The 24,635-nt window shown below is 66.2% G+C and carries 24 protein-coding genes and 1 riboswitch; of the genes, 18 read left to right on the top strand and 6 right to left on the bottom strand.

All coding sequences use genetic code 11. From position 1 onward, the window contains the following. Positions 1–3: 3 nt before the first annotated feature. The 8 genes from Q8Q53_RS04800 (at position 4) to Q8Q53_RS04765 (ending at position 8,339) form a co-directional block, all read left to right on the top strand. Entirely contained in the window at positions 4–951 is a 948-nt protein-coding gene (locus Q8Q53_RS04800; protein ID WP_371136504.1) for a phytoene/squalene synthase family protein, read from the top strand. A 12-nt stretch (positions 952–963) separates the two neighbouring features. After that, entirely contained in the window at positions 964–1,872 is a 909-nt protein-coding gene (locus Q8Q53_RS04795; RefSeq protein ID WP_305700609.1) for a prephenate dehydratase, read from the top strand. Between the two features lie 230 nt (positions 1,873–2,102). Next, a complete protein-coding gene (locus Q8Q53_RS04790) occupies positions 2,103–2,738 on the top strand; it encodes a hypothetical protein (RefSeq protein WP_305700608.1) in 636 nt (211 codons plus the stop codon). Next, entirely contained in the window at positions 2,735–4,039 is a 1,305-nt protein-coding gene (locus tag Q8Q53_RS04785; protein WP_305700607.1) for a DUF4350 domain-containing protein, read from the top strand. Before Q8Q53_RS04790 ends, Q8Q53_RS04785 begins: the two co-directional genes overlap by 4 nt. 17 nt (positions 4,040–4,056) lie before the next feature. Then, positions 4,057–5,013 (top strand): MoxR family ATPase, encoded by a 957-nt coding sequence (locus Q8Q53_RS04780; protein ID WP_305700761.1) that lies wholly within the window; start codon positions 4,057–4,059, stop codon positions 5,011–5,013. 4 nt (positions 5,014–5,017) lie between these two features. Then, positions 5,018–6,352 (top strand): DUF58 domain-containing protein, encoded by a 1,335-nt coding sequence (locus Q8Q53_RS04775; RefSeq protein ID WP_305700606.1) that lies wholly within the window; start codon positions 5,018–5,020, stop codon positions 6,350–6,352. After that, positions 6,352–7,410 carry a stage II sporulation protein M gene (locus Q8Q53_RS04770; protein ID WP_305700605.1) on the top strand — a complete coding sequence of 353 codons (1,059 nt, stop codon included), beginning with the start codon at positions 6,352–6,354 and terminating at the stop codon, positions 7,408–7,410. Before Q8Q53_RS04775 ends, Q8Q53_RS04770 begins: the two co-directional genes overlap by 1 nt. Then, positions 7,407–8,339: an RDD family protein gene (locus Q8Q53_RS04765; RefSeq protein WP_305700604.1), complete on the top strand. Its 933-nt coding sequence runs from the start codon at positions 7,407–7,409 to the stop codon at positions 8,337–8,339. Before Q8Q53_RS04770 ends, Q8Q53_RS04765 begins: the two co-directional genes overlap by 4 nt. Positions 8,340–8,465: 126 nt before the next feature. On the opposite strand, the gene Q8Q53_RS04760 is transcribed toward Q8Q53_RS04765, so the two are convergent. Next, complete coding sequence (locus tag Q8Q53_RS04760; protein WP_305700603.1) at positions 8,466–9,398, bottom strand: isoaspartyl peptidase/L-asparaginase family protein; 933 nt, start codon at positions 9,396–9,398, stop codon at positions 8,466–8,468. Positions 9,399–9,526: 128 nt separating this feature from the next. Between Q8Q53_RS04760 and Q8Q53_RS04755 the strand changes: the two genes are divergently transcribed. From Q8Q53_RS04755 to Q8Q53_RS04725, 7 genes are all read left to right on the top strand, one after another. Next, on the top strand, positions 9,527–9,991 hold the full coding sequence (locus Q8Q53_RS04755) for a GNAT family N-acetyltransferase (RefSeq protein ID WP_305700602.1): 465 nt from the start codon (positions 9,527–9,529) through the stop codon (positions 9,989–9,991). Next, positions 9,991–10,515 carry a GNAT family N-acetyltransferase gene (locus tag Q8Q53_RS04750; protein WP_305700601.1) on the top strand — a complete coding sequence of 175 codons (525 nt, stop codon included), beginning with the start codon at positions 9,991–9,993 and terminating at the stop codon, positions 10,513–10,515. The genes Q8Q53_RS04755 and Q8Q53_RS04750 overlap by 1 nt, the downstream gene beginning before the upstream one ends. Before the next feature lie 44 nt (positions 10,516–10,559). Next, positions 10,560–11,699, top strand: a complete 1,140-nt coding sequence (gene ispG, locus Q8Q53_RS04745; protein WP_305700600.1) for a flavodoxin-dependent (E)-4-hydroxy-3-methylbut-2-enyl-diphosphate synthase — start codon at positions 10,560–10,562, stop codon at positions 11,697–11,699. A 92-nt stretch (positions 11,700–11,791) separates the two neighbouring features. Continuing rightward, positions 11,792–12,250, top strand: coding sequence for a TIGR02281 family clan AA aspartic protease (locus Q8Q53_RS04740; RefSeq protein ID WP_305700599.1), 459 nt, complete (start codon positions 11,792–11,794; stop codon positions 12,248–12,250). Between the two features lie 31 nt (positions 12,251–12,281). Beyond that, positions 12,282–13,196, top strand: coding sequence for an EamA family transporter (locus Q8Q53_RS04735; RefSeq protein ID WP_305700598.1), 915 nt, complete (start codon positions 12,282–12,284; stop codon positions 13,194–13,196). Then, positions 13,193–13,690: a GNAT family N-acetyltransferase gene (locus Q8Q53_RS04730; protein WP_305700597.1), complete on the top strand. Its 498-nt coding sequence runs from the start codon at positions 13,193–13,195 to the stop codon at positions 13,688–13,690. The genes Q8Q53_RS04735 and Q8Q53_RS04730 overlap by 4 nt, the downstream gene beginning before the upstream one ends. Before the next feature lie 41 nt (positions 13,691–13,731). Next, on the top strand, positions 13,732–14,439 hold the full coding sequence (locus tag Q8Q53_RS04725) for a murein L,D-transpeptidase catalytic domain-containing protein (protein ID WP_305700596.1): 708 nt from the start codon (positions 13,732–13,734) through the stop codon (positions 14,437–14,439). A 46-nt stretch (positions 14,440–14,485) separates the two neighbouring features. Here Q8Q53_RS04725 and Q8Q53_RS04720 read toward each other — a convergent pair whose 3' ends face one another. Then, the gene (locus Q8Q53_RS04720) at positions 14,486–15,916 is read right to left on the bottom strand and encodes a L,D-transpeptidase family protein (RefSeq protein ID WP_305700595.1); all 1,431 of its coding nucleotides are present in this window, start codon (positions 15,914–15,916) and stop codon (positions 14,486–14,488) included. 268 nt (positions 15,917–16,184) lie between these two features. Between Q8Q53_RS04720 and Q8Q53_RS04715 the strand changes: the two genes are divergently transcribed. Further along, positions 16,185–18,011, top strand: coding sequence for a DUF885 family protein (locus tag Q8Q53_RS04715; protein WP_305700594.1), 1,827 nt, complete (start codon positions 16,185–16,187; stop codon positions 18,009–18,011). A 76-nt stretch (positions 18,012–18,087) separates the two neighbouring features. Here Q8Q53_RS04715 and Q8Q53_RS04710 read toward each other — a convergent pair whose 3' ends face one another. Together Q8Q53_RS04710 and Q8Q53_RS04705 are read right to left on the bottom strand one after the other, a co-directional pair. Next, positions 18,088–19,314 carry a cytochrome P450 gene (locus Q8Q53_RS04710; RefSeq protein WP_305700593.1) on the bottom strand — a complete coding sequence of 409 codons (1,227 nt, stop codon included), beginning with the start codon at positions 19,312–19,314 and terminating at the stop codon, positions 18,088–18,090. 3 nt (positions 19,315–19,317) lie between these two features. After that, complete coding sequence (locus Q8Q53_RS04705; protein WP_305700592.1) at positions 19,318–20,685, bottom strand: NAD(P)/FAD-dependent oxidoreductase; 1,368 nt, start codon at positions 20,683–20,685, stop codon at positions 19,318–19,320. A gap of 186 nt (positions 20,686–20,871) precedes the next feature. On the opposite strand from Q8Q53_RS04705, the gene Q8Q53_RS04700 reads away from it, so the two are divergent. Then, positions 20,872–21,273: a hypothetical protein gene (locus Q8Q53_RS04700; protein WP_305700591.1), complete on the top strand. Its 402-nt coding sequence runs from the start codon at positions 20,872–20,874 to the stop codon at positions 21,271–21,273. A gap of 4 nt (positions 21,274–21,277) precedes the next feature. Here Q8Q53_RS04700 and Q8Q53_RS04695 read toward each other — a convergent pair whose 3' ends face one another. Together Q8Q53_RS04695 and Q8Q53_RS04690 are read right to left on the bottom strand one after the other, a co-directional pair. Continuing rightward, a complete protein-coding gene (locus tag Q8Q53_RS04695) occupies positions 21,278–21,898 on the bottom strand; it encodes an SOS response-associated peptidase family protein (RefSeq protein WP_305700590.1) in 621 nt (206 codons plus the stop codon). A gap of 27 nt (positions 21,899–21,925) precedes the next feature. Then, positions 21,926–22,396, bottom strand: a complete 471-nt coding sequence (locus Q8Q53_RS04690; RefSeq protein WP_305700589.1) for a nuclear transport factor 2 family protein — start codon at positions 22,394–22,396, stop codon at positions 21,926–21,928. A gap of 170 nt (positions 22,397–22,566) precedes the next feature. Continuing rightward, positions 22,567–22,674, top strand: a riboswitch (TPP riboswitch). 39 nt (positions 22,675–22,713) lie between these two features. Here Q8Q53_RS04690 and thiC point away from each other — a divergent pair. Then, positions 22,714–24,558: a phosphomethylpyrimidine synthase ThiC gene (thiC, locus tag Q8Q53_RS04685; RefSeq protein ID WP_305700588.1), complete on the top strand. Its 1,845-nt coding sequence runs from the start codon at positions 22,714–22,716 to the stop codon at positions 24,556–24,558. Positions 24,559–24,635 lie beyond the last annotated feature (77 nt).

The raw sequence follows: 24,635 nt of genomic DNA, 5'->3' as shown, positions 1-24,635 counted from the left end.
CCCGTGGTTAACCGCACCGCGCTGGTCGCGCAGGCGCGCGATTCGATCATGCGCGGGTCGAAAAGCTTTGCCGCCGCATCGCGGCTGTTCGATCCGCAGACGCGCGAACGGGTCTGGCTGCTTTATGCCTGGTGCCGCCGCTGTGACGATCTGGCCGACGATCAGGACCATGGCGGCACGCTGGGCCCGGACGCAGGGGCGCAGGACCGGCTGGCGACGATCCGCACGCTGACCGAACTGGCCTTTGCCGGTGAGGCGACCGGCGATCCCGCATTCGACGCGCTGGGGCTGGTCGCGCGTGAAACCGGGCTGACCCGCGCGATGGCCGACGATGTGATCGGCGGCTTCGCGCTGGATGCCGATGGCTGGCGGCCGCGCAGCGAGGCCGACCTGCTGCAATACTGCTTTCACGTGGCCGGCGCAGTCGGCGTGATGATGGCGGTGGTGATGGGCGTGGCCCCGGATGACGAGGAAACGCTCGACCGCGCCTGCGATCTGGGGCTGGCGTTCCAGCTGGCCAACATCGCCCGCGATCTGGACGAGGATGACGCGGCCGGGCGCAGCTATCTGCCGCTCGACTGGCTGGTGGAAGCAGACATTCCCCCCGGCGAACACATGAAGCCGCATTTCCGCCGCGCGCTGGTGCCGATTGTCGCGCGGATGTGTGCGCTGGCGCAGGATTACGAAGTGTCCGCCCGGATCGGCGCGGCCCGGCTGCCGCTCCGTTCGCGCTGGGCAGTGCTGTCGGCTGCGGGCATCTATGGCGCGATCGGGCGCGAAGTGGCGCGCGCGGGCGAACACGCCTGGGATCACCGCGTCAGCACCAGCACCGCGGCCAAGCTGGGGTTCGTGGTCAAGGCGCTGGGGCGGTGCCTGCTGCCGCCGCCGCGCCGCGCGCCTGCGCTGCCGTGGACACGCCGCCAGCTTGCGCAGCGCGCGCGCGCGGCCTAGGGGCTTGGCCCCATGCACAGCTATCCCGCCCCCGCCCAGGCCCGCGTTCAGGAAATGGTTCAGGCCGCCGCTGCCGATCCGGCGCGCGCGGTATCGTTTCAGGGCGCGCCCGGCTGCAACGGCCACCGCGCCGCGCTGGAATACGATCCCGCCTGCCTGCCGCTGCCGTGCTTCAGTTTTGAAGACGCGCTGGACGCAGTGAAGGACGGCAGCGCCGCCCGAGCGATCATCCCGATTGAGAATTCGCAGCACGGGCGCGTCGCCGATATCCACTTCCTGCTGCCCGAAAGCGGGCTGAGCATCGTCGGCGAACACTTCATGGCGATCCGCCACAGCCTGATGGCGCTCCCAAATAAGGATGGGGGTCAGGGTCCGTTTGCCGCCGCCTATTCGCACCCGCAGGCGCTCGGCCAGTCGCGCGTGTTCCTGCGCACGCGCGGGATCGTGCCGATGGCTTATGCCGATACCGCCGGGGCCGCCGCCTATGTCGCGGAAATGGGCGATCCCGCCGCCGCTGCGATTGCGCCGAAAATCGCCGCCGAACTCTATGGCCTGACAATCATCGCCGATGATGTGCAGGACGCATCGGACAACATGACCCGCTTCGTCGTGCTGGCCCCCCAGCCGCTCGACACTGCCGGTCTGGCCGGGCAGGCGACGATGACGACGTTCGTGTTCGAAGTGAAGAACATCCCCGCTGCGCTTTACAAGGCGCTGGGCGGGTTCGCCACCAACGGCGTCAACATGACCAAGCTGGAAAGCTACCAAAAGGGCGCCAGCTTTTCCGCGACCACGTTCTATGCCGACATCCTCGGCGCACCGGGCGACCCGGCGGTCGACCGCGCGCTGGAGGAACTGGCATTCCACTGCAAGGAATTGCGGATGCTGGGCACCTACCCACAGGAACGCGGGCGGGGTTGAGCGGCCTATTCTCCCAATTTCGTCATGCTGAACTTGTTTCAGCATCCATCTACCCGCAGCCACGGAACTAACCGGCGGTGCGCTGCCCGTCAGGTCGCGAATGGCAGGCATCTCTCCGCGCCGGGGGCATCATGGATGCTGAAACAAGTTCAGCATGACGTGTTTGGTGGCGGGTTTGGTCCGAATTTCCCCGCTTGCTCCGCCGCTTGCACCGTGCAACGAGTGCCCACGTGACAATTCAGGGAGCACAGGCCGCACAGGACGCTGCGCGCGATTGGCAGGCCGTGCGGGCCGATGGCTCGATCCAGTATGCCCCCGTGCCCATCCCCGACAAGCCGGTCAACGAACCACCCGAATGGCTGAAGGCGCTGGCCGAATGGCTGGAGCCGCTGGGCCGCGCGCTGGGGATGAACTGGCACGTGCTGCAATGGATTCTATTGGGCATCGCGGTGCTGGCGGTGATCTGGCTGGTCTGGCGAATGGTGGAGCCATGGCTGGCCCGCGTCCGTCCGCCTGCTGCCGACGCCGTGCCCGACTGGACGCCCGACCGCGAGGCGGCGCTGGCCTTGCTGGGCGATGCCGATGCGCTCGCCGCCGCAGGCCAGTTTGATGAGGCCGCGCACTTGCTGCTGCGGCGCAGCGTCCACCAGATCGCCGCCGCCCGGCCAGACTGGGTCCACCCTGCCAGCACCGCGCGCGAACTGGCCGCCCTGCCCGCCCTGCCTGACCGCGCCCGCAGCGCCTTTGGCCTGATCGCGGCGCGGGTGGAGCGCAGCCGCTATGCCTTGCGCGCGCTCGACGCCGCCGATTGGCAGGCCGCGCGCGAGGCCTATGCCGCCTTTGCGCTGGAACGGATCGCGGCATGAGCGCGCGAAGCGACAGCCCGTTTTCGTCCCGCACCGTACTGGGGCTGGTGGTGATCGGCGGCCTCGCGTTTCTGGCGTTCCTGTGGCTGATCGGCGCGGGACTGACCGGGGGCAATCCCAACGACGGGCAGGCCAGTGTCGGCGGCAAGGGGCTGAACGGCTATGCCGCGATGGCGGATTATCTGGAGCGACGCGGCTACGGCGTGTCGCGCGTGCAATCGCTCGCCAGCCTGAAGCAGCCGGGCCTGCTGATCCTGACCCCTCCCGCCGATGCCGATGGCAAGGACATTGCCGAAATCGTCACCCGCCGCCGCGTGATCGGCCCAACGCTGATCATCCTGCCCAAGTGGGACGCGGTGCAGGTCAGCCAGCTGACCACTGGTGCGAAGCCCGGCTGGGTCACGCTGGACGGGGTGCAGGTGCCGAACTGGACGGAGTTTTACGACGATATCAGCCTCGACCTGAAACCGATGCGCGCGGGCGGCAAGGTCGCCAGCTGGCGCGGGCTGGGGACGGGCGGCGACCTGCAATCCAGCGAAAACGTGCTGTCCGGCGCGGGCGATGCGCTGGTGCCGCTGGTAGTCGGGACCGAGGACGGGCGGGTGCTGGCGGGCTATATCGACGATGGCGATTACCCCGCGCTGCGGGACGTAGCGGAAGGGTCTGCGCCGGAACCCGATCCCGATACGGTCAATGATACGCTTTATCCGCTGGTCATGGTGTTCGAGCCGGACCTGCTCAACAATCAGGCCTTTGCCGATGCCGCCAACGCCGTGCTGGCCGAAGCGCTGGTGCGCGAAGTGCTGGACGGCGGGGACAAGGTCGTCGCGTTCGACCTGACGCTCAACGGCTATGGCCGCTCGCAAAACCTGCTGACACTGGCGTTCACCCCGCCGTTTCTGGCCGCCACGCTGTGCCTGCTGCTGGCCGTGCTGGTGGTTGGCTGGCGGGCGTTCCACCGGTTCGGGCCGCCACTGCTGGCGGGGCGAAGCATCGCGTTTGGCAAGCGCGCGCTGGTGTCGAACGCCGCCGCGCTGGTGCGCCGGACCCGACGGCTGCACCTGATCGGCGCGCCTTATGCCGATGCCGCGCGCGACCGGCTGGCCCGCGCGCTGGCCCTGCCCCACCGGCTGGACGGCCCCGCCACCGAAGCCGCGATTGACCGCGCGCTAGCGGCGCGCGCGCCAGACCTGATGCCGTTTTCCGCCGCCGCCGCCGCCCTGCGCGCCGCGCGTCGCCCCGCCGACTTGCTGCGCGCTGCGCAGACACTTCATTCGCTTGAAAGGACTCTCACCCGATGACTTCCCCGATGACCACGATGACACTGGCGGACGTCAGCACACTGGCCCGCGCGATCCGGGCCGAAGTGGGCAAGGCCGTGGTCGGTCAGGCCGGTACGGTCGATGCGCTGCTGGTCGCGCTGCTGGCGCAGGGCCACGTTTTGCTGGAAGGCCCGCCGGGCACCGCCAAGACGTTTCTGGCGCAAAGCTTTGCCGCCAGTCTGGGCCTCGATTTCGGGCGGATCCAGTTCACGCCCGACCTGATGCCGGGCGACATCCTGGGATCGAACCTGTTCAACTTCCAGACCAGCCAGTTCACCCTGACGCGCGGGCCGATCTTCTGCGAGCTGCTGCTGGCCGACGAAATCAACCGCACCCCGCCCAAGACGCAGGCCGCTTTGCTGGAAGCGATGCAGGAACGCCGCGTCACGCTGGACGGCACCGCGCACCCGCTGCCCGCCAGTTTTCTGGTCGTGGCGACGCAGAACCCGATCGAGAGCCAGGGCGTCTATCCCCTGCCCGAAGCGCAGCTGGACCGGTTCCTGTTCAAGCTGCTGGTCCCCTATCCCAGCGCAGCCGAAGAAGCGCGGATCGTGGCGACCTTTGGCGAACGCGCCGGACCGTCGCGCCCGGCCGACCTGGGGGTCAGCGCGGTGGCCAATGCGGCAGTAATCGCGGCGGCGGCGCAGGCGGTAAAGGGCGTTACGCTGGCCGACAGCGTGGTCGATTACATCGTCCGCCTGATCCGCGCGACGCGGGAAAGCGCGGACCTGTCATCCGGGGCCAGCCCCCGCGCTGCCGTGCTGCTGGCCAATGCCGCCCGTGCCCGCGCGGCGGTGGATACGCGCGAATACGTGCTGCCCGATGACGTAAAGGCGCTTGCCCCCGCCGTCCTGCGCCACCGCCTGCTGCTCTCGCCAGCGGCAGAGATCGAGGGCAAGCAGGTGGAAGCACTGGTCGCCGATCTGATCGCCGCGACGGAGGCACCGCGCTGAGCCGATGACCTTGCGTCCCGCCCTGATCCCCACCCCGCGTGCGGGCTGGCTGGTGGCCGGGGCCGCCCCGGTCGCGCTGCTGATCGGCACGCTTGCACCGGGGGCGTGGGTGATCGCGCCGGTGATCGGATTGGCGCTGGTGCTGCTGGTGCTGCTCGACGCGCTGCTGGCGGGACGGGTGGAAGACGTCGCGCTGGCCCTGCCGGGCGACAGCGAAGTCGGCGAAAGCAGCTGGCTGACGGTTGACGCAGCGTTCGGGCAAGGCCGCCCGCGACTGGTCGAGGCGGCGCTCGCCACCGATGGGCGGCTGCTGTCCGGCGGGCGCGGAACCGTTGCGCTGAGCGAACCGGAGCAGGCGGGTGCGCCGTGGAGCGGGACCCTGCACTTTGCCCCAAACCGGCGCGGGACCGGCGCGGTGGAGCGGCTGTGGCTGCGCTGGACCGGGCCGCTCGGCCTTGGCGCGCGGCAGGTTTCGCGCGGCGTGGCGGCGCAGATGCGGGTCTGGCCGAACCTCGCCCCGGTGCGCTCCCCGGCGATGCAGGCGTTCCTGAAGGACGCGCAGTTCGGCCTGATCGCGCGGCGGATGCGCGGTGAAGGCACCGTGTTCGAGGCGCTGGCCGAATACCAACCGGGCATGGACCGCCGCCGGATCGACTGGAAATCCAGCGCCCGCCACGCCCAGCTTTACGCCAAGGAGCATGAGGCGGAGCGCAACAACCAGATCGTCTTCGCGTTCGATTGCGGACAGGCAATGTGCGAGCCGGTGGACGGGCTGGCCCGGATCGACCGCGCGGTCACCGCCGCGCTGACCACCGCCTATGTCGCGCTGAAGGCGGGGGACCGGATCGCGCTGTTCGGGTTCGCCGCCCGGCCGGAAGTGTTCACGCCGTTCGTGACCGACGCGCGCGATTTCCCCCGGCTGCAATCCGCCGCCGCCGCGCTGGATTACCACGCGCAGGAACCCAACTTCACCCTGGCCCTCGCAACGCTCGCCGGGCGGCTGAAGCGCCGCAGTCTGGTGGTGGTGTTTTCCGACTTTACCGACCCGACCAGCGCGGAATTGATGATCGAGAGCATCGGGCGGCTGACCGCGAAGCATCTGGTGCTGTTCGTGACGCTGGCGGACGCCGAACTGGACGGGATCGCCGCGCACCGCCCGGACGACATGCAGGATCTGGCGATGGCCGCGACCGCCGACGCCCTGCTGCGCCAGCGCGCGCTGGTGCTGTCGCGCCTGCGCGCACTGGGGGTGGACGTGATCGAAGCCCCGCATGACCGGATTGGCACGCGGCTGATCGACGCCTATCTGGCGATCAAGCGCAAGGGAGCGATTGGCTGATGGCGTTCTTCGGACTGCTGGGCGGAGAAGCCGCCGCCAGCGATGCGGCGATCGAAGCCGCCGCGCTGCGTTCCGACCGGTTCCGGCAGGAGCGCGAGGGCGACTGGAAGCGGCTGGAAGCCATCGTCACCCGGATGGAAGCGGGCCGCTGGCGCAGGCTTTCGGACGCGGACGTGCTGGCGCTGCCGGTGCTCTATCGCACGGTTGCTTCCAGTCTGTCGGTCGCGCGGGAAACCTCGCTCGATGCGGCTACGCTGGCTTATCTTGAAGCACTGGTGCAGCGCGCATGGTTCCTGGTCTATGGCCCGCGCACCACGCTTGCGGGCTGGCTGGCGCGGTTTCTGGGCGGGGAATGGAGCCGGGCGGTCCGGGCAATCTGGCCGGAACTGCTGGTCGCGTTCACGGTGATGGCGGTCGGCACGCTGGTCGGCTGGCTGCTGGTGAGCAGCGATGCGGACTGGTATTACGCTCTCGTTCCCGGCCAGTTTCAGGATGCCCGCGTGCCCGGTGCCACGCGCGAAGTCCTGCGCGATACGCTGTTTGGCAGCGCGCAGGATGACGGGCTGTCGATGTTCGCGGCCTATCTGTTCAGCCACAACGCCGGGGTGGCGATCATGTGTTTCGCGCTGGGCTTTGCGTTCGGCGTGCCGCCGCTGCTGCTGCTGGTGCAGAACACCGCGACGCTGGGGGCGATGGTCTGGCTCTATCACGACAAGGGGCTGGCGACGGAGTTCATCGGCTGGCTTTCGATCCACGGCACGACCGAGCTGCTGGCAATCCTGCTCGCGGGCGCGGCGGGGCTGCACGTCGGTCGGTCGATGGCCTTTCCCGGCACACGCGGGGTTATGCAGGCCGTGGCCGAGGCAGGCCAGCGCGCCGCCGTGGTCATGGCGGGCGTGGTGCTGATGCTGGTGATGGCCGGGATGCTGGAAGGGTTTGGGCGGCAGCTGGTCGACGATACCACTGGGCGCTACATCATCGGCTATTCGATGCTGGCGATCTGGCTGGCGTACTTCTTCGCCTTTCGCCGCACACCATCGGGCAGCGAGGCGGCATGAGCGCGGCGCGGGCCATGCCGACGGCGAAGAACGACCGGCGGCGGGTGATGATCACGCCAGAGGGGATCGCTCTGCCGATCGTGGTCGGCAGCCGGGGCAGCCGGTTCGGGGCGCTGCTGCTCGACCTGCTGTTCATCGTGGTGCTGATGATTTCGACCACGCTGCTGCTGGCCTACCTGGGATCGGGCGTGGGCGATTTGCGGAGCGAGGCGCTGGCCAAGGGCGACAAGGCGATTGCGCGGGCCAGCGAATTTCTGGTGGTGCTGTGGATCGCGGTGATGTTCCTGTTCCGCCACGCCTATTTCCTGTTCTTCGAACTCGGCCCGCGCGGGGCGACGCCGGGCAAGCGGCTGACCGGCCTGCGGATCGCCGCGCGTGATGGCGGCCGCCTGACCACCGAAATGGTGCTGGCCCGCAACCTGCTGCGCGATATCGAGCTGTTCCTGCCGATTGCGATGATCGTCACCAACAGCGGCGCGGACAACATGGGCGCGGCGGGGCTGGCGGCGACCGTGTGGTTCCTGGTGTTCGGGCTGTTCCCGTTCTTCAACCGTGATCGGCTGCGCGCGGGCGATCTGGTGGCGGGCACCTGGGTGGTCGAGGCCCCCCGGCGCAAGCTGGAAGCGGTGCTCTCTACCACCCGCACCGCCGCCAGCGGCCACAGCGCGGCGACCGGGGTGCACTACCGGTTTGGCGAGGCGGAACTGGCGATCTATGGCGAGTTCGAATTGCAGACGCTGGAGCGCGTGCTGCGCGAGGACCAGCCCGAAGCGCTGGTCGCGGTCCACACCGCGATCTGCCGCAAGATCGGCTGGGAACCCGGCGCAGGGGATGAGCGGGCGTTTCTGGAGGCGTACTACACCCAGCTGCGCGCGCGGCTGGAATCCGGCATGCGGCTGGGCCAGCGCAAGGCCGACAAGCACGGGTAGCGCGGGGGAGCACTGCCCCTCAAACGCCCATCCTGCTGAACTTGTTTCAGCATGACGGTTTAGACTTTACGGTGGCGAAGGGGATAAGCGCCAAACAAGTTCAGGGTGACGGTTGGGAGGGGCGCATCAGTCCCGGAACACCGCCACTTCATGAACGCCCGCGCTGGTGGCGCGGCCGCGGTACATGCCGGGCGTGTTGAAGCTGAAGATCGCCTCGCCTTTCGGCGTCACGACAATCACCCCGCCATCCCCGCCCAGCGCAGCGACATCGGCCATCACAGTGTCGGCGGCCTGCTGCGGCCCTTCGCCGGTAAACCGCATCCGCGCGCAGATTTCGTGCGCCACGCCTTCGCGGATGAAGAATTCGCCCGCGCCGGTCGCACTGATCGCGCAGGCGCGGTTGTCGGCATACGTGCCTGCACCGATAATCGGGGAATCGCCGATCCGGCCCCAGCGCTTGCCGGTCAGCCCGCCGGTGGAAGTCGCGGCGGCGACATCGCCCGCCCCGTCCACCGCGACCGCGCCGACCGTGCCGTATTTCAGATCAACGTCGAACCAGCCGAGCTTCTTGGCCTTCAGCTCTTCCAGCTGGCGCCAGCGTTCGGGGGTGGCGAAGTAATCGGGATCGACCATTTCGAGCGCCTGTTCGCGCGCGAATTCCTCGGCCCCTTCGCGGGACAGGAACACGTGCGGGCTTTTTTCCATCACGGTGCGCGCGGCGGTGATCGGGTGCTTGATGTGGGTGACGCCGGTCACCGCCCCGGCGGCGCGGGTGCGCCCGTCCATGATCGCGGCGTCCAGCTCGTTCACCCCGTTATAGGTGAACACCGCGCCGCGCCCGGCGTTGAAGTGGGGGTCATCCTCCAGCACTTTGACCGCCGCTTCGACCGCATCGAGGCTGGTCCCGCCCTCGCGCAGCACTTTGCTGCCCGCTTCCAGCGCGAGCGCCAGTGCGGCCTTGTATTCGGCCTCGATCTGCGGCGTCATCTTGTCACGTGACATCGTGCCCGCGCCGCCGTGGATCGCCAGGCTCCAGGTGGGGGCGGCTGGTGTGGTCATTCTGGTTCCTTCTCCGGCCTTGGCCACCGCCGGAAATGCGGCTCCCAGCGCCATGGCCAATGCTGCGATTCCCAGTGCCCTGCGGCTCATGCTTGTCATCATGGGGCGAGTCATAGCAGAACCCGCGCATGAAAGAATATTCCATTCGCGAAGACGATCTGACCGGGGCCGGGATTGCCGCATTGCTGCGGCTGCACCTGTCGGAAATGCACCAGTGGTCGCCCGTGTGCAGTGTCCATGCCATGCCGATCGAGCGGCTGCGCGCGCCCGACGTGACGTTTTATACCGCGTGGGACGGTGACCGGCTGGCCGCGTGCGGCGCGATCAAGCAGCTCGACGCGCACCACGGTGAACTGAAATCGATGCGCGCCGATCCGGCCTATCGCGGGCAGGGAGCGGGGCGGGCGATACTGGAACACCTGCTGGGCGTGGCGCGGGCGCGCGGCTATACCCGCGTCAGTCTGGAAACCGGGCGGGCCGATCCGTTCCTGCCCGCGCGCAGGCTTTACGAAGCGAACGGTTTCCGCGAATGCGAACCCTTCGGCGATTACGTCGCCGACGATTTCAGCATCTGCATGACCAGGGAACTGTGATGGAACTTATCCTGCGCGCCGCCACTCCGGCCGATATTCCGGCGCTGTCGCGGCTGGCGACCGACAGTTTCATCGCCAAGTTCGGACAGCTCTACAGCGCCGAAAACCTCAACGCGTTCCTGGCCGAATGCCTGTCCGAAGCGGCCATCGCGGCGGAACTGGCTGACCCGGCGCGAATCTACCGTCTGGCCGAGGCCAGCGGGCGGCTGGTGGGGTATTGCAAGATCGGCCTGACCTGCGGCTTTCCCGACCATGCGCGCGGGTCCAACGTGATGGAGCTGAAGCAGCTCTACACCGATCCGGATGCAACCGGTATGGGCATCGGCGGGGCGCTGATGGACTGGGCAATGGGTGAATTTGCCGCACGGGCCGCCGATGAAGTGCAGATTTCGGTCTATGCCTATAACGACGGGGCGCACCGGTTCTATCGCCGGTACGGGTTCGACAAGGTGGCCGACATCACGTTCCGGGTGGGCGATCACATCGATCCGGAATTCCTGTTCGCGCAGGTGTTCCAGGTCTGAACTCCCCGTTTGCGCGAAGCCGCTGCGCAACCTATATCGCGCCCATGTCATCGATCAGACCCTGGCGCGATATCGCGCGGCGCACGTCCCGGCAGATCATGGTGGGCGCCGTCCCCGTCGGCGGTGATGCGCCGATCACGGTGCAGACCATGACCAACACGCTGACGTCCGACGCGGTGGCGACGATTGACCAGATCCGCCGCTGCGAGGAAGCCGGGGCCGACCTGATCCGCGTGTCCTGCCCGGACGAGGACAGCACCGCCGCCTTCCGCCAGATCGCCAGGGCCGCGCGCGTGCCCCTGATCGCGGACATCCATTTCCACTACAAGCGCGCGCTGGAAGCCGCCGATGCGGGCGCGGCCTGCCTGCGGATCAATCCCGGCAACATCGGTTCGGCGAGCCGCGTCGCCGAAGTGGTCCGCGCGGCCAAGGCCAACGGCTGCGCGATCCGGATCGGGGTGAACGCGGGCAGCCTTGAGAAAGACCTGCTGGAAAAATACGGCGAACCCTGCCCCGAGGCGCTGGTCGAAAGCGCGCTCGATCATATCAAGCTGCTGCAGGATCACGATTTCCACGAATACAAGGTGGCGGTGAAGGCCAGCGACGTGTTCCTGGCGGTCGCGGCCTATATGGGGCTGGCCGACGCGGTCGATTGCCCGCTGCATCTGGGCATTACCGAAGCGGGCGGGCTGATCGGCGGGACGGTGAAATCCTCCATCGGCATCGGCAACCTGCTGTGGGCCGGGATCGGCGATACCATCCGCGTCTCGCTGTCCGCCGAGCCCGAAGAAGAAGTGCGCGTCGGCTATGAAATCCTCAAAAGCCTGGGCCTGCGCACCCGCGGTGTCCGGGTCGTTTCCTGCCCCAGCTGCGCGCGGCAGGGCTTCGACGTCATCCGCACCGTCCAGAAGCTGGAAGAGGCGCTTGGCCATATCAAGACGCCGATGAGCCTGTCGGTGCTGGGCTGCGTGGTCAATGGCCCGGGCGAAGCACGTGAGACCGACATTGGCGTGACCGGCGGCGGCAACGGCAAGCACATGGTCTATCTGCGCGGGGTTACCGATCACCATGTCCAGGACGATGGGATGATCGACCACATCGTCCGGCTCGTCGAGGAAAAGGCGGCCGAGATTGAGAGCGGCACCGTTCCCAGCATGGATAGCCTGCACGGCAAGACGGCCTAGGCAGGCCAGTCGTTCGCAAAGCGGTAATATCTGCCTGATATGCCGGGGGAATGTACCGGCTTCTGGCCATTGCCCTGTCCGCCATCGGCCTGATGGCACTGCTTGCCTTGGTCGTGCCCCGGCCAGACGCGAACGCGCCGGTCGCGCAGGCCCGCGCGGCGACGGATAGCGACAGCGCGGGCAGCGCCTATGTCACCGTCATCCGCCGCGATTCGTCCGGCCAGTTCCACACCACTGCACTGGTCAACGGGCAGGACACCCGGTTCCTCGTCGATACCGGGGCCGACATGGTCGCCCTGACCGAGGAGGACGCCGAAGCGCTGGGGATCAGCGTCGATCCCGACAGCTTCGTGCCGATGCTGCAAACCGCGTCCGGCCCCGGCTATGGCGCGCGCGTCATGCTCGATACATTGGCGCTGGGCGAGACGGAGTTCACCCAGGTGCCCGCCGTGGTCGTGCGCGGGCTGGGGGTGAACCTGCTGGGCCAAAGCGTGCTGGGCAAGCTCGGCAAAGTCGAATTGCAGGGCGACGAGATGGTAATCCGCCACTGACAGCGCCGCAGCGGCGCGCTAAGGCCCGCACATGACTGCCGCCAACCGTTCTGTCCTGCCGCCGCTGCACTTGCTGCTGGCGCTGACCGTGATGGCGGTTTGGGGCACCAATTTCGTCGTGATCAAGCTGGCGCTGGCGCACTTGCCGCCGCTGACGCTGGCAGCGCTGCGGTTTACCTTCGCGTTTCTGCCGCTGGCGTTGTTTATCCCGCGTCCGGCGGTGTCGTGGCGCAATCTGGCGACCTATGGCGTGCTGATTGGGGCCGGGCAGTTTGGCCTGCTGTTCACCGCGATGCGCGCGGATATCACGCCGGGCCTGGCTTCACTGGTGGTGCAGACTCAGGCGTTCTTTACCATCGCCTTGTCGATGCGGCTGACCGGGGAGCGGGTTGCCCCGTTCCAGATCGCCGCGCTGGCGCTGGCGGTGGGCGGGTTGGCGATTATCGCGCTGCACACCGACGGCAGCGCCACCCCGCTGGGGCTGGCGCTGGTCGTCGGGGCGGCGCTGTGCTGGGCGCTGGGCAACATGACCTCGCGCGCTGCGGGGCCGGTCAACATGCTGGCCTATGTCGTCTGGTCCAGCGTGTTCGCGGTGCCGCCGCTGCTGGCGCTGGCGCTGCTGACCGAAGGCTGGGGCGCGATCTCTACCGGGATCGCGAACGCCGATGGCATGACCTGGGCAGCGGTGGCATGGCAGGCGGTGGGCAACACGATGTTTGGTTATGGCGCGTGGGGCTGGCTGCTGGGCCGCTATCCCGCTGCCAGCGTTGCGCCGCTGTCGCTGCTGGTGCCGGTGTTCGGCCTTGGCGCGTCGGCGCTGTGGATGGGTGAGGCGCTGCCCGGCTGGAAGCTGACCGCGTTCGCGCTGGTCATGGCGGGCCTGACCCTTGGTATCCTGTGGCCGCGACTGGCGGTGAAATTTCTGGCCGGGAGAAAACCTGCATGACCCTTTCGATCCGTCCCGCAACCCTTGCCGACCTGCCACTGATCGCGGAACTGATCCGCGAACTGGCCGAATATGAAAAGCTGGCCCACGAAGTGCGCTTTGACGAAGCCGTGCTGGCAGCCAAGCTGTTCGGCGCGCGGCCCTATGCCGAAGTGGTGATCGGCGAGCTCAGCGGCATTCCGCAGGGGTTCGCGCTGTTCTTTCACAACTTCTCGACCTTTGAAGGGCGGCCGGGGATTTATCTGGAAGACCTGTTCGTGCGGCCTTCGGCGCGTGGGTCCGGGCTGGGCAAGGCGCTGCTGGCGCATCTGGCCGCGCTGGCGGTTGAGCGGGACTGCGCGCGGCTGGAATGGTCGGTGCTGGACTGGAACGCGCCCGCCATCGGGTTCTATCAGGCGCTGGGCGCGCGCTCGATGGACGGGTGGACCGTGATGCGGATGGATGGCGCCGCTCTCACACGGCTTGGCGCTGCTGCGCGCGGTTCTGCCGATTGAGGCTTGGCGACTCGCCGCGCTTTGGGTTATCCACAGTGCCTATGTCGCAGCCGCTTAATCGACGCAGTCTGATCCGGGGGTCGCTGGCCGTGGGCGCAGTGCTGGCCATGCCGGGCCGCGCGCTGGCGCAGTCGCTGGGTGATGCATTCGATTCCGCAATGGGCGTGGCCCCGCCGGTCCCGGCTGTTCCGGTTGAACCGGTGCTGCCTACCACTGTTGCCTCCAACCCGGCCTATGACCGCAAGCTGATGGAAACCGCCAAGCGCGAACTGGAACGCGCCGGGACTGCCGTGTGGCGGCATGACATCGTCGGCATTTCCGATTTCGCCCGCCCGTCCAGCCTGCCCCGGTTCCATTTCGTGAACCTGGAACGCGGCGATATCCGATCGTTCTACGTCAGCCACGGACGCGGATCGGACCGCGATCACAGCGGGTTCCTGCAGGACTTCTCCAACGTGCCGGGTTCGGAAGCGACCTCGCGCGGGGCGTACCTGACCTGCGAATGGTACAAGGGCAAGTATGGCACCTCGATCCGGCTGGAAGGGCTGGATCACGACAATTCGAACGCGCTGGACCGCGCGATCGTGATGCACCCGGCGACTTACGCCTCGCCCACGTGGATTTCGAAACAGGGCAAGCTGGGGCGCAGCGAAGGCTGCTTTGCGATGGCGCCCGATCAGTTCAACGAGGCGCTGTGGCACCTCTCCGGCGGTCGCCTGCTGTTTGCCGACCGGATCGATATCGCCTGACCGGATAACCTGACCGGGCAAGGCACGGCCCCGCCCGGCATGCTGGTTACAGCGGGTTGTCCAGCTTGATAAACGCCTCGGTGCTTTTGCGCTTGCCGTCCCAGGCCTTGCGCGGGGCATTCAGCGCCGCCACAACCGGCGCGTCGCGGCCATACAGGTCGGCAAACTGGCCCAGCGTGCCCGAAATGTCCGACGCCATGGTGAAATAGGTCAGGTAAACGGGGAATGTCCGGATCATCGGCACGTTGGTGTACTGGGCCGACTTGACGATTTCGACCGCCTGCTCCTTGCTCAGCCCACCGCCCAGAATGCCCATCGTGATCGCCAGTTCCAGCGCCCGTTCGGTGCGGATGCACCCATGGCTGAGCGCGCGGGCGGATTGGTTGAACAAGTGCCGACCGGGCGTGTCATGCAGGAAGATCGCATGCTCGTTCGGCATGTCGAGCTTCATCAGGCCCAGCGCGTTCTTCGGCCCCGGCTGCTGGACGACATAGATCGTGCCATCCTTGGCCTTGGTCACCTTGTAGTTTTCGCGCACGGCGCGGGCCGGGTTGGCCAGCAGTTGCGCGCCCAGCCCTTCACCCTTCACGATCGATTGCGGCACGGTCCAGGTGGGATTGAAAATAACCCCCCGCACGATTTCGGCCAGCTGCGGCGTGGCGGTGCGGCCCGGCTTGCCGACAATCGTGCGATAGCTGCGGATGATCTCGTTATCGACCGTCAGGCGCAGCTGGAACTCTGGCACGTTGGTCAGCAGATAGGCCTTGCCCAGATCGCGCGGCAGCCACCGCCAGCGGTCCAGATTGACGCGCAGCGTATTGCGGGTTGCCTTGTTCGCGGCCGGGGTCACGGCCAGCGTGGCTTTCAGCACGGCATAATCGGGATGGGCCGGGGCCAGCGCTTCGACCACGCCCGCAATGTCACCGCTGGCGAGGGCCTGCGTCATGATCGCTTCGGTGGGCGAGGCGTCCACATCGGGATCGACCACAAACCACTGGATGCGCGCGTCCATCCGGGTGCGGCCATCGCGCATATCCTCGACCAGCCAGGTGAAACTGCGGCTCGCCTGCGCATCCAGCGCCGCGCCGGGACCGGCAGCAATCGCGGCGCGCAGCTCGGTCAGCTGGTAATCCGCCGGGACCAGTCCATGGGCATCGAGCTGTTCAATCACGCCAACCAGCGCCTGCGCGTTGGCCGTGGTCCAGCTCATCACCGGTTCGATCACCGGACCCACGGGCAATGCCGGGGCTGCTGCATCGGTCGGCACCGCAACCGGCAGCGCCGGGATGGTTGGAACAGCGGGCTGGGTCGGCGCAGGAACCGGTGTCGGCGCCGGGGTGGGCAGGATATTTTCCGGTGCTCCGGCTGATTGGGCAACCGCCGCGCTGGCACCCAGCAGCAGCGAAATCATCATAAGGGTCCGGCCCGCTTCGCGCACCCGGCCATCCCTGGCCTTAAACTGCCCCGCAACCTGCATCATCAACTCCATCGGCCAGTCGGCCCGAAACTTCGCTCAGGCCATCTTTTGCCTGCTACCGCCCCTGCCTTCAAGCATCGCGCCTTGCGGAAAGCTGAATTGCCCCCGGCAATTGCGCGCGTCCATCGAAGCGGGGACGCGGTTCATCGACCATTGCTGCCCGCGCCGCGCGCGTGAGTTAAGCACCGTCAACGCGGCATCCTTGCCAGCAGCGCCAACTGTGTTATATGCACAATACAGTTAGTCCCGATCAGGAAAGTTTCGATTTATGACCCAGTTCCGCCCCGTGCTGCTCGCCGCCCTGCTGGCCGCCGCCGCGCCGCTGCCTGTGCTTGCCCAGACGGCCGAAGCACCCGCTGCCACCGTTCCTGCCCAAACCGGCCATGAAAAGCTGTTCGCACTGTTCGCCGCATCCGACGAAGCCAGCATGAAGCGCAACCCGATCGGCGCGCTGTTCCGCGGCGATATGCGCTATGCCGACCGGCTGGGTGATTACCTGACGCCGGAATACAACGACGCCGAACGCGCCGCGGCTACCGATGAACTGGCGCAGCTCGGCCGGATCGACCGCGCCAAGCTGTCCGCGACCGACCAGATTGCCTATGACGTGTTCAAACACGACCGCGGCGAAATGCTGAAGGGCCTGACCCCCGAAATCCTCGCGCTGACCGAAGTGCGCCCGATCAACCACTTCTTCGGGTTCCACACGTTCTATCCGACGCTGGCCAGCGGCAAGACCGGCATCCCGTTCAACACGGTGACCGACTACGAAAACAACCTGAAGCGCCACGCCGACTACGTCCGGCTGATGGATCGTTCGATCGCCAAGTTCAGGGAAGGCCAGAAGACTGGCGTCGTCGAGACGAAAATGACGATCCGCAACGTGATCGAGCAGCTCGATACCCAGCTGAAAGCCCCGGTCGAGGAATCGCCGTTCTGGGAACCGGTGAAGAAGTTCCCCGACAGCTTCACCCCGGCGGACAAGGACCGGCTGACCGCCGAATATCGCAAGGTGATCGCCGAGCAGGTCTATCCCGCCAACGCGCGCCTGCGCGATTATCTGAAGAACGATTACCTCGCCAGCGCCCGCGACAGCTTTGGCCTGTCGCAGATGAAGGGCGGCGTGAAGCTGTATGACCAGCAGATCGCCAACACCACGACCCTGCCGATGAAGCCCGCCGCGATCCACAAGCTGGGCCTGTCGGAAGTGAAGCGCATCCTGACCGAGATGGAAAAGGTGAAAGCCGAGGTTGGCTTCAAGGGCACCCTGCCTGAATTCTTCAACTTCATCCGCACCGATCCGCAGTTCAAGCGGGAAAGCCGCGAAGCGCTGACCCAGCGCTATTACGATATCGGCAAGCTGGTGGACGCGCAGGTCGGCAACTATTTCAAGGTCCTGCCCAAATCGCCACTGCAGATCCGCCCCTATGAAGAGTTCCGCGAGAAGTTCGAGGCCGGTGGTTCATATCAACAGGGCACGCCCGATGGCAGCCGCCCCGGCACGTTCTATTTCAACGCCTATGACCTGCCCAGCCGGACCACGCCGGGCGAAGTGACGCTGTACCTGCACGAAGGCGCACCGGGGCATCACTTCCAGATCAGTCTGGCCCAGGAAAACACCGCGCTGCCCGCGTTCATGCGGTTCGGCGGCAACACTGCCTATGTCGAAGGCTGGGCGCTCTATTCCGAAACGCTGGGTTACGAGATGGGGTTCTACAAGGACCCCTATGCGCGGATGGGCACGCTCGACGATGAAATGCTCCGCGCAATGCGGCTGGTGGTCGATACCGGCCTTCATTCCAAGGGCTGGAGCCGCGATTCTGCGATTGCCTACATGCTGGCCAATTCCAGCATGGGCAAAACCGACGCCACCGCCGAAGTCGAACGCTATATCGCGATTCCCAGTCAGGCGCTGGCCTACAAGATCGGCGCGCTGACGATCCAGCGGCTGCGCAAGCAGGCCGAAGCACAGCTCGGAACCAAGTTCGACATCCGCGAATTCCACGATCAGGTGCTGAACACCGGCGCGCTGCCGCTGCCGGTACTGGAAGCAAAGATCAAGACGTGGATCAAGGCGGTCAAGGCTGCGAAGTAAGTAACTGGGAAGTAAGTAATTGAGGCCCCCGCGCAAGCGGGGGCCTCAGCCCGGCAAGGTGCCGCGAAGCGCTCGTTTACAGCGGCTCGATCCGCACCGGCATGGCGGTGAAGCCGTGCAGGAACGGACTGGGCAGGCGATCCGGTGTGCCTTGCGGCACGATCCGGATCTTGCGGTCGACGATTTCCCCAATCAGCGTGGCCAGCTGGTTTTCGGCCAGCTTTGCGCCGACGCAGCGGTGAATGCCGTGGCCGAACCCCAGGTGACGCCGCGCGTTGCTGCGGCCCACGTCAAAGCGTTCGGCATCCGGGAACACGCTCTCGTCGCGGTTGGCGGAAATGTACCACATCACGATCTTTTCGCCCTTGCGGATCGTCTGCCCGCCCAGCTCGGTATCTTCCAGCGCGGTGCGGCGCATATGCGTGACCGGGCTTTGCCAGCGGATGATTTCCTGCGCGGCATTGGGGATCAGCGTGCGGTCAGCGCGGAGCCGCTCCAGCTGATCGGGATACTTGTCGAATGCCTCGACCAGCGCGGACATAGAATTGCGGGTAGTGTCGTTACCGCCCACGATCAGCAGCGCGATATTGGCGATCCGCTCCATCGGCGCCATGTGGCCCATCGCTTCGGAATGGACCATCCGGCTGAGCAGGTCGTCGGTCGGCGGCTTGCCCCGGCGGTCCTCCAGTTCGCGGTCGAACCGGGCCAGCATCTCGCCCATTTGTGCCAGGAACTGCGTCCGGTATTCTTCGGTCAGGTTCTCGGCCGAGATCGAACTGGCCCAGTCGGACCAGCGTTTGATATCGCGCCATTCGTCAAACGGCATGTCGAACAGGATGCACAGCATCCCCAGCGTCTGCGGGATCGAGACGCGCTCCACCCAGTCGAACGGCTCGCCGACCGGCAGGCCGTCCATCAGCATTTTCGTGCGTTCGCGCACTTGTTTGTCCAGCTTCAGCATCTGGCTGGGTGAAAAGGCCGGGGCGATTACGCGGCGCTGGGCGGTGTGGATCGGCGGGTCCTGCGCGATGAAATTGGGAAAGCCTTCGCCGTTCACGGCCTCGGCAATGGTGATGTTGCCCATGTCCCAGCGGGATGAGAACACATCGTGGCGCAGTTCCACTTCCTGCACCAGTTCGTGGGTCACCGCTGACCAGTATGATCCGAACGGGCTTTCTTCCCGCCACGACAGCGGCATTTCGGCGCGCAGCTGCGCAAACGGTTCGCGCCAGCGATCCTCGACATAGAGCGCGTCCTGGCTGACATCGAGCGGGGTCAGTGGGCGGTTCGGGGCAGTTGCCATGGGTTATGCATCCTCCAGTTCGCGGGCCGGCACTGGCAGTGCCTTGCCCGCAGCCGCCGCGCGTTTTGCGCCCTTGGCCAGTTCCTTGTTCAGCGCGCGGACGTAGTGATCGAAGTCCAGCTGGATCGTATGACGCCGCGCGGCGTAATACTGGCCGGTGTAGTATTCCTCGTCCGCCGCGATCACCCGCTCCATCTCGGCCGGATCGGGCGGAAGGTAATCCCCCGCGAGATAGGCCGCGACCAGCTTGGACTGCTGCTCGGCAAAGTTGACCAGGGTCGGCAGCGGCTGGGCCAGCCCCATGTAGAACAGGTCCGGCACCCCCGGCTTCATGATCCGCTTGTAGAGCGGCGGCGGGCGGTTGTTGGTATCGGCGGTAAAAGCCGGGTCCCTGAAGAACGGGAACCTGATGTCATACCCGGTGGCCCAGACGATCACGTCCACTTGTTCCCGGCTGCCATCGGTGAACACCACGCCGTCACCGTCCAGCCGTTCAACCGCCACTTTCATGGTCAGATCGCCCGATCCCGCGCGCAGCAGGAATTCGCCCGATACCGTGCCGTGGCTTTCGAACGGGCTGATTTCGGGTTCGGGCAGGCCATAGTCGCTCATCCTGCCAACCAGCTTCCTGATCATCCGCCCGCCCAGCCACTGCTTCAGCCCCTTGGGTAGCCAGGCCGGGGCCGGATTCTTATCGAGCGGCTGGCCCTGATAATACTTCGGGAACACCCACACCCCGCGCCGGGTCGAGACGAACAGTTTCTGCGCCATTGGCCGCTGCGACAGCTCGCTGGCGATATCCATCGCGCTGTTGCCCATGCCCACCACCAGCACGCGCTGGTCGATGCAGTCCACCGGTTCAAACGGAGTGCGGTACTGGTGCGAATGGATCTGCATGCCGTCAAACGTGCCGGGATATTCCGGGATGCGCGCGGCCCAGTGGTGGCCGTTTGCCACGGCCAGCGCGTCATAGTGCAGGACTTCGCCGGTCGACAGCGTCACCGCCCAGCCGCCGCTGGCCTCGCGCGTCGCATCCTCGACCCGCGTGTTGAAGCGGATGTGTTCGCGCAGGCCGAAATGATCGACGTAATCGTGGAAGTATTGCAGCAACAGCGAATGGTGCGGATAGTCCGGCCAGTCCGCCGGGACCGGATAATCCTCAAACGCCAGCCGCCACTTCGACGTGTCGATGTGCAGGCTCTGGTAACAGGCCGACATGCCGTTGGGGTTGTTGTAATACCACGTGCCGCCGATGTCGTCGGACGCTTCGAACACGTCGAACGGGATGCCGCGATCCTTCAGCCGCTTGGCCGTGGTAAAGCCGGAACAGCCCGCGCCGATGATGCAGACTTTGGGCAAACGTGATGCCATCGCCAAAAACTCTCCCATGCCCCGAACTCGGGGATGCCCGTTTGCGGGCCTTGCGGCAGAGTATGTTTAAGCGATCGATTAAAGTCCAGCGGGGAAAGCGGCGCTGGACAACGTTGCCAACACTGCGCATTCTGGCACAAAGATAAACCTCCGGGGAGAACCACCTGGGCTGGAGGGAATTGACGGATGACTGGGACTTTCGATGCCACGGCGTGGACCGGGCTGCTGTTGGGCGCGACCGCGCTGTTCGCGGGGATCGGCGCGCTGCGCAAACCCGGCGCGTGGCGCACCATGATCGAGGAAGTGGAACGCTCTCCCGCGCTGCAATTCGTGTGCGGGATGCTGGAACTGCTGATCGGCGCGCTGGTCTATCTTTCCAACCCGTGGATTCCGTCTGACCTGCTGTCCTGCACCCTGAAAGCGCTGGGCGGGCTGATGATGTTCGAAGCGCTGGCGATCCTGGGCTTCTGCGATATCTACACCCAGTTCTGGCTGCGGACGCTCGCGCATATGCACCGCGGCTGGGCCGCCAGCACGGCGCTACTGGGGATCGTACTGATGGTGCCATCACTCATGCGGTTCCAGTAGGCCGCTACCGCTCCAGCATTTGCGAGGATGAATAGGGCGCGATCAGATCCCGCGCCTGCTTCCAGTCGCCGTGCAGCCACAGCTGCCATGCCGCTGGATCGGGCGGCAGGATCACCGGCATCGCATTGCGCCCGGCATACCGCAGCGCCGCGTTCGGCTCGCACGTCAGCAGGGCAAAGCTGGCCACTTCGCTGTCCTTCCACACCCCACCAAAGGCGAACAGTGCCTGATCGGCACAGGCAAACCAGTGCTGGCGGCGCTTGCCATCGCGGTCGGTTCCCTTGCCCCATTCCATGAACGCGGTCGCCGGAATCAGGCAGCGAAACTCGCTGTTGCGCAAGTTGCCGATCCAGAACGGGCTGTCGGGATTGCGCACGCTCAGCACGCCCGGCCGGGCCGCATCGCCAGCCGACGGCGGCGGCGGCACGCCCCACAGTCGCGGGATCAATCGGCGCGGCTGACGCCCGGTTCGCGCACCCGCGATAAACTCCCGCCCCGCCGTGATAACCGGCGCAAACGCCCCCGGCGCAACATGCCCGCCCGCCCACGGATCGCGCCCCGCGTCCGCGCCAAAGTGGCGGGCGATCTGCGGCGCGGCGGCATCAAGGCGGTAGAGCATGGTCATCTGCCCTACCGCCTAGCTGCATCGCGCCTACTTGCCGAGCGAGAACCCGGTCGTGGCGAGGTATTTCCATACGCCGCCGGTGCGGACCAGCGTTTCGACGACCGCTTCCTTGGACGATTCCGGCTTGTCGGTCCCGCGCTGGCGGACGATGGCCAACGAGTACGTCGCGACCGCCGCGTTGCCGCTGATCGCGATGGCTTGCGGGGTAATCTCGTACTGGATCGTCTTGCCCTGGCCTTCGTTGAAGCGCGCCCACCTGGTGATCGCATCCTTGCCGCGCGGGGCGGGGTGCTCGCTCGACCAGGCGATCATTTGCGGATCGGCATAGCTGCCCGGCCATTTGCCGTTATGCGCCACATCGTCGACCCAGCTGGCCTCGACCACGGCCCAGACGGCCTTCTGCTCGGCGGACCAGGTCGGCATCTGGGCATAGGCTACCTGCGCCGACGCACACGCCAGCGCGACCGCCAAAGTGGCGGACCATTTGCGATTCTGCATTGGTACTCTCCCGATAGCGCCGCGACGAACACCTGTATTCAATCGTGCTCTGCATCGTATTCGGGGCGGCGGACTCTGTACGGCCCGGCGGGAATTAATCATGCGAACCCGGCATCGGCAAGGTAATTCACCGCACGGCTGGACGCGCCCATCCGCAGGCCCTATCTATGCCCCATCCACCGGGGAGCGCGCTTGCGCTGAGAGGGGCGGTTAGCATCGCCCGACCCGTTGAACCTGAACCCGTTAGCACGGGCGGAGGGAGTGGCCCGGTGAGTAGAACCCCCGTGCCGCCCCTGCGCCCGCTTGAAGGAGCGCCCATGGCCGACATCAACAGCAAGCTCGAAATCGGTGTCACCACCGGCCCGATCCGGGGATCGAAGAAGATCCATGTCGGCCCGTTCAAGGTTGCCATGCGCGAAATCTATCTGGAACCGTCCAGCGGCGAAGCGCCGGTGCGGGTCTATGACACCTCCGGCCCTTACACCGATCCCGCCACCACGATCGACATTGCCGCCGGCCTGCCGCAGCTGCGCCGCGAATGGATCACGGGCCGCGGCGATGTCGAGGATTATCAGGGCCGCGCGCAGAAGCCGGAAGACAACGGCCAGCTGGGGCCAGACCGCTCCGGCGGCGTGCCCCCCTTCCCCAAGGTCGTCCAGCGCCCGCTGCGCGCCAAGGCGGGCATGAACGTCAGCCAGATGCACTATGCCCGCAAGGGTATCATCACGCCCGAAATGGAATATGTCGCCACGCGCGAAAACCTCGGCCGCGAAATGCTGAAGGAATACAAGCGTGACGGGCAGGACTGGGGGGCATCGATCCCCGATTACGTGACGCCGGAATTCGTCCGCGATGAAGTCGCGCGCGGCCGCGCAATCATTCCCAGCAACATCAACCACCCCGAAGCCGAACCGATGGCCATCGGCCGCAACTTCCTGGTCAAGATCAACGCCAACATCGGCAATTCCGCCGTCGCATCGGATGTCGCCGCTGAAGTGGACAAGATGGTCTGGTCGATCCGCTGGGGCGCGGACACCGTGATGGACCTGTCCACGGGCCGCAACATCCACGACACCCGCGAATGGATCCTGCGCAACAGCCCGGTGCCCATCGGCACCGTGCCGATCTATCAGGCGCTGGAAAAAGTTGGCGGCATTGCCGAGGAACTGACCTGGGAAGTGTTCCGCGATACGCTGATCGAACAGGCCGAACAGGGCGTCGATTACTTCACGATCCACGCGGGCGTGCGCCTGCCCTATATCCCGCTTGCCGCCAAGCGGATGACCGGGATCGTCAGCCGGGGCGGCAGCATCATGGCCAAATGGTGCCTGGCGCATCACAAGGAATCGTTCCTCTATGAACGGTTCGACGAGATTACCGAGATCATGAAGGCCTATGACGTCGCCTATTCGCTGGGCGATGGCCTGCGTCCCGGCAGCATCTATGACGCCAACGACGAAGCCCAGTTCGCCGAGCTTTACACGCTGGGCGAACTGACCAAGCGCGCCTGGGCGCAGGACGTTCAGGTGATGATCGAAGGCCCCGGCCACGTGCCGATGCACAAGATCAAGGAGAACATGACCAAGCAGCTTGAGGCCTGCGGCGAAGCGCCGTTCTATACCCTCGGGCCGCTCGTCACCGATATCGCGCCGGGTTACGATCACATCACCAGCGGCATCGGCGCGGCCCAGATCGGCTGGTACGGCACCGCGATGCTGTGTTACGTCACGCCCAAGGAACACCTTGGCCTGCCGGACCGCGATGACGTGAAAGTCGGCGTCGTCACCTACAAACTGGCCGCCCACGCCGCCGACCTCGCCAAGGGCCACCCTGCGGCGCAAGTCCGCGACGATGCGCTGAGCAAGGCCCGCTTCGAATTCCGCTGGCGCGACCAGTTCAACCTCAGCCTCGATCCCGATACGGCCGAACAATACCACGACCAGACGCTCCCGGCGGAAGGCGCGAAAACCGCGCACTTCTGCTCGATGTGCGGGCCAAAGTTCTGCTCGATGAAGATTTCCCAGGAAGTGCGGGAATTTGCGGCGAAGCAGAACGCCGGGGTGGAAACGTTCGTGGCCGCCGATGAGGCCGAGCAGGGAATGGCCGAGATGTCCAAGGTCTACAAGGACAAGGGCAGCGAGCTTTACCTCCCGGCGGAGTAAGCTAATACGACACTCACCATTCATCTGATTTGGAGTGCAATAGGCATGGCCAGCAACAGCACTTGCTTCAAGACGAA

Source organism: Novosphingobium sp. (assembly GCF_030699305.1).
In the GTDB taxonomy this organism is placed as follows: Bacteria; Pseudomonadota; Alphaproteobacteria; order Sphingomonadales; family Sphingomonadaceae; genus Novosphingobium.
The sequence above is the reverse complement of the archived record's forward strand: the minus strand, read 5'-3'. Positions and strand labels throughout refer to the sequence as shown.

Bases quoted from the DNA above. Each gene is read 5' to 3' on its own strand.
- Q8Q53_RS04760 (WP_305700603.1), bottom strand. From the start codon at position 9,398: ATGACCACACCAGCCGCCCCCACCTGGAGCCTGGCGATCCACGGCGGC.
- Q8Q53_RS04710 (WP_305700593.1), bottom strand. From the start codon at position 19,314: ATGGCAACTGCCCCGAACCGCCCACTGACCCCGCTCGATGTCAGCCAG.
- Q8Q53_RS04695 (WP_305700590.1), bottom strand. From the start codon at position 21,898: ATGACCATGCTCTACCGCCTTGATGCCGCCGCGCCGCAGATCGCCCGC.
- Q8Q53_RS04770 (WP_305700605.1), top strand. From the start codon at position 6,352: ATGGCGTTCTTCGGACTGCTGGGCGGAGAAGCCGCCGCCAGCGATGCG.
- Q8Q53_RS04705 (WP_305700592.1), bottom strand. From the start codon at position 20,685: ATGGCATCACGTTTGCCCAAAGTCTGCATCATCGGCGCGGGCTGTTCC.
- Q8Q53_RS04750 (WP_305700601.1), top strand. From the start codon at position 9,991: ATGGAACTTATCCTGCGCGCCGCCACTCCGGCCGATATTCCGGCGCTG.
- Q8Q53_RS04765 (WP_305700604.1), top strand. From the start codon at position 7,407: ATGAGCGCGGCGCGGGCCATGCCGACGGCGAAGAACGACCGGCGGCGG.
- Q8Q53_RS04715 (WP_305700594.1), top strand. From the start codon at position 16,185: ATGACCCAGTTCCGCCCCGTGCTGCTCGCCGCCCTGCTGGCCGCCGCC.
- Q8Q53_RS04755 (WP_305700602.1), top strand. From the start codon at position 9,527: ATGAAAGAATATTCCATTCGCGAAGACGATCTGACCGGGGCCGGGATT.
- thiC (WP_305700588.1), top strand. From the start codon at position 22,714: ATGGCCGACATCAACAGCAAGCTCGAAATCGGTGTCACCACCGGCCCG.
- Q8Q53_RS04795 (WP_305700609.1), top strand. From the start codon at position 964: ATGCACAGCTATCCCGCCCCCGCCCAGGCCCGCGTTCAGGAAATGGTT.
- Q8Q53_RS04730 (WP_305700597.1), top strand. From the start codon at position 13,193: ATGACCCTTTCGATCCGTCCCGCAACCCTTGCCGACCTGCCACTGATC.
- Q8Q53_RS04725 (WP_305700596.1), top strand. From the start codon at position 13,732: ATGTCGCAGCCGCTTAATCGACGCAGTCTGATCCGGGGGTCGCTGGCC.
- Q8Q53_RS04740 (WP_305700599.1), top strand. From the start codon at position 11,792: ATGGCACTGCTTGCCTTGGTCGTGCCCCGGCCAGACGCGAACGCGCCG.
- Q8Q53_RS04780 (WP_305700761.1), top strand. From the start codon at position 4,057: ATGACACTGGCGGACGTCAGCACACTGGCCCGCGCGATCCGGGCCGAA.
- Q8Q53_RS04785 (WP_305700607.1), top strand. From the start codon at position 2,735: ATGAGCGCGCGAAGCGACAGCCCGTTTTCGTCCCGCACCGTACTGGGG.
- Q8Q53_RS04700 (WP_305700591.1), top strand. From the start codon at position 20,872: ATGACTGGGACTTTCGATGCCACGGCGTGGACCGGGCTGCTGTTGGGC.
- Q8Q53_RS04690 (WP_305700589.1), bottom strand. From the start codon at position 22,396: ATGCAGAATCGCAAATGGTCCGCCACTTTGGCGGTCGCGCTGGCGTGT.
- ispG (WP_305700600.1), top strand. From the start codon at position 10,560: ATGTCATCGATCAGACCCTGGCGCGATATCGCGCGGCGCACGTCCCGG.
- Q8Q53_RS04735 (WP_305700598.1), top strand. From the start codon at position 12,282: ATGACTGCCGCCAACCGTTCTGTCCTGCCGCCGCTGCACTTGCTGCTG.
- Q8Q53_RS04720 (WP_305700595.1), bottom strand. From the start codon at position 15,916: ATGCAGGTTGCGGGGCAGTTTAAGGCCAGGGATGGCCGGGTGCGCGAA.
- Q8Q53_RS04775 (WP_305700606.1), top strand. From the start codon at position 5,018: ATGACCTTGCGTCCCGCCCTGATCCCCACCCCGCGTGCGGGCTGGCTG.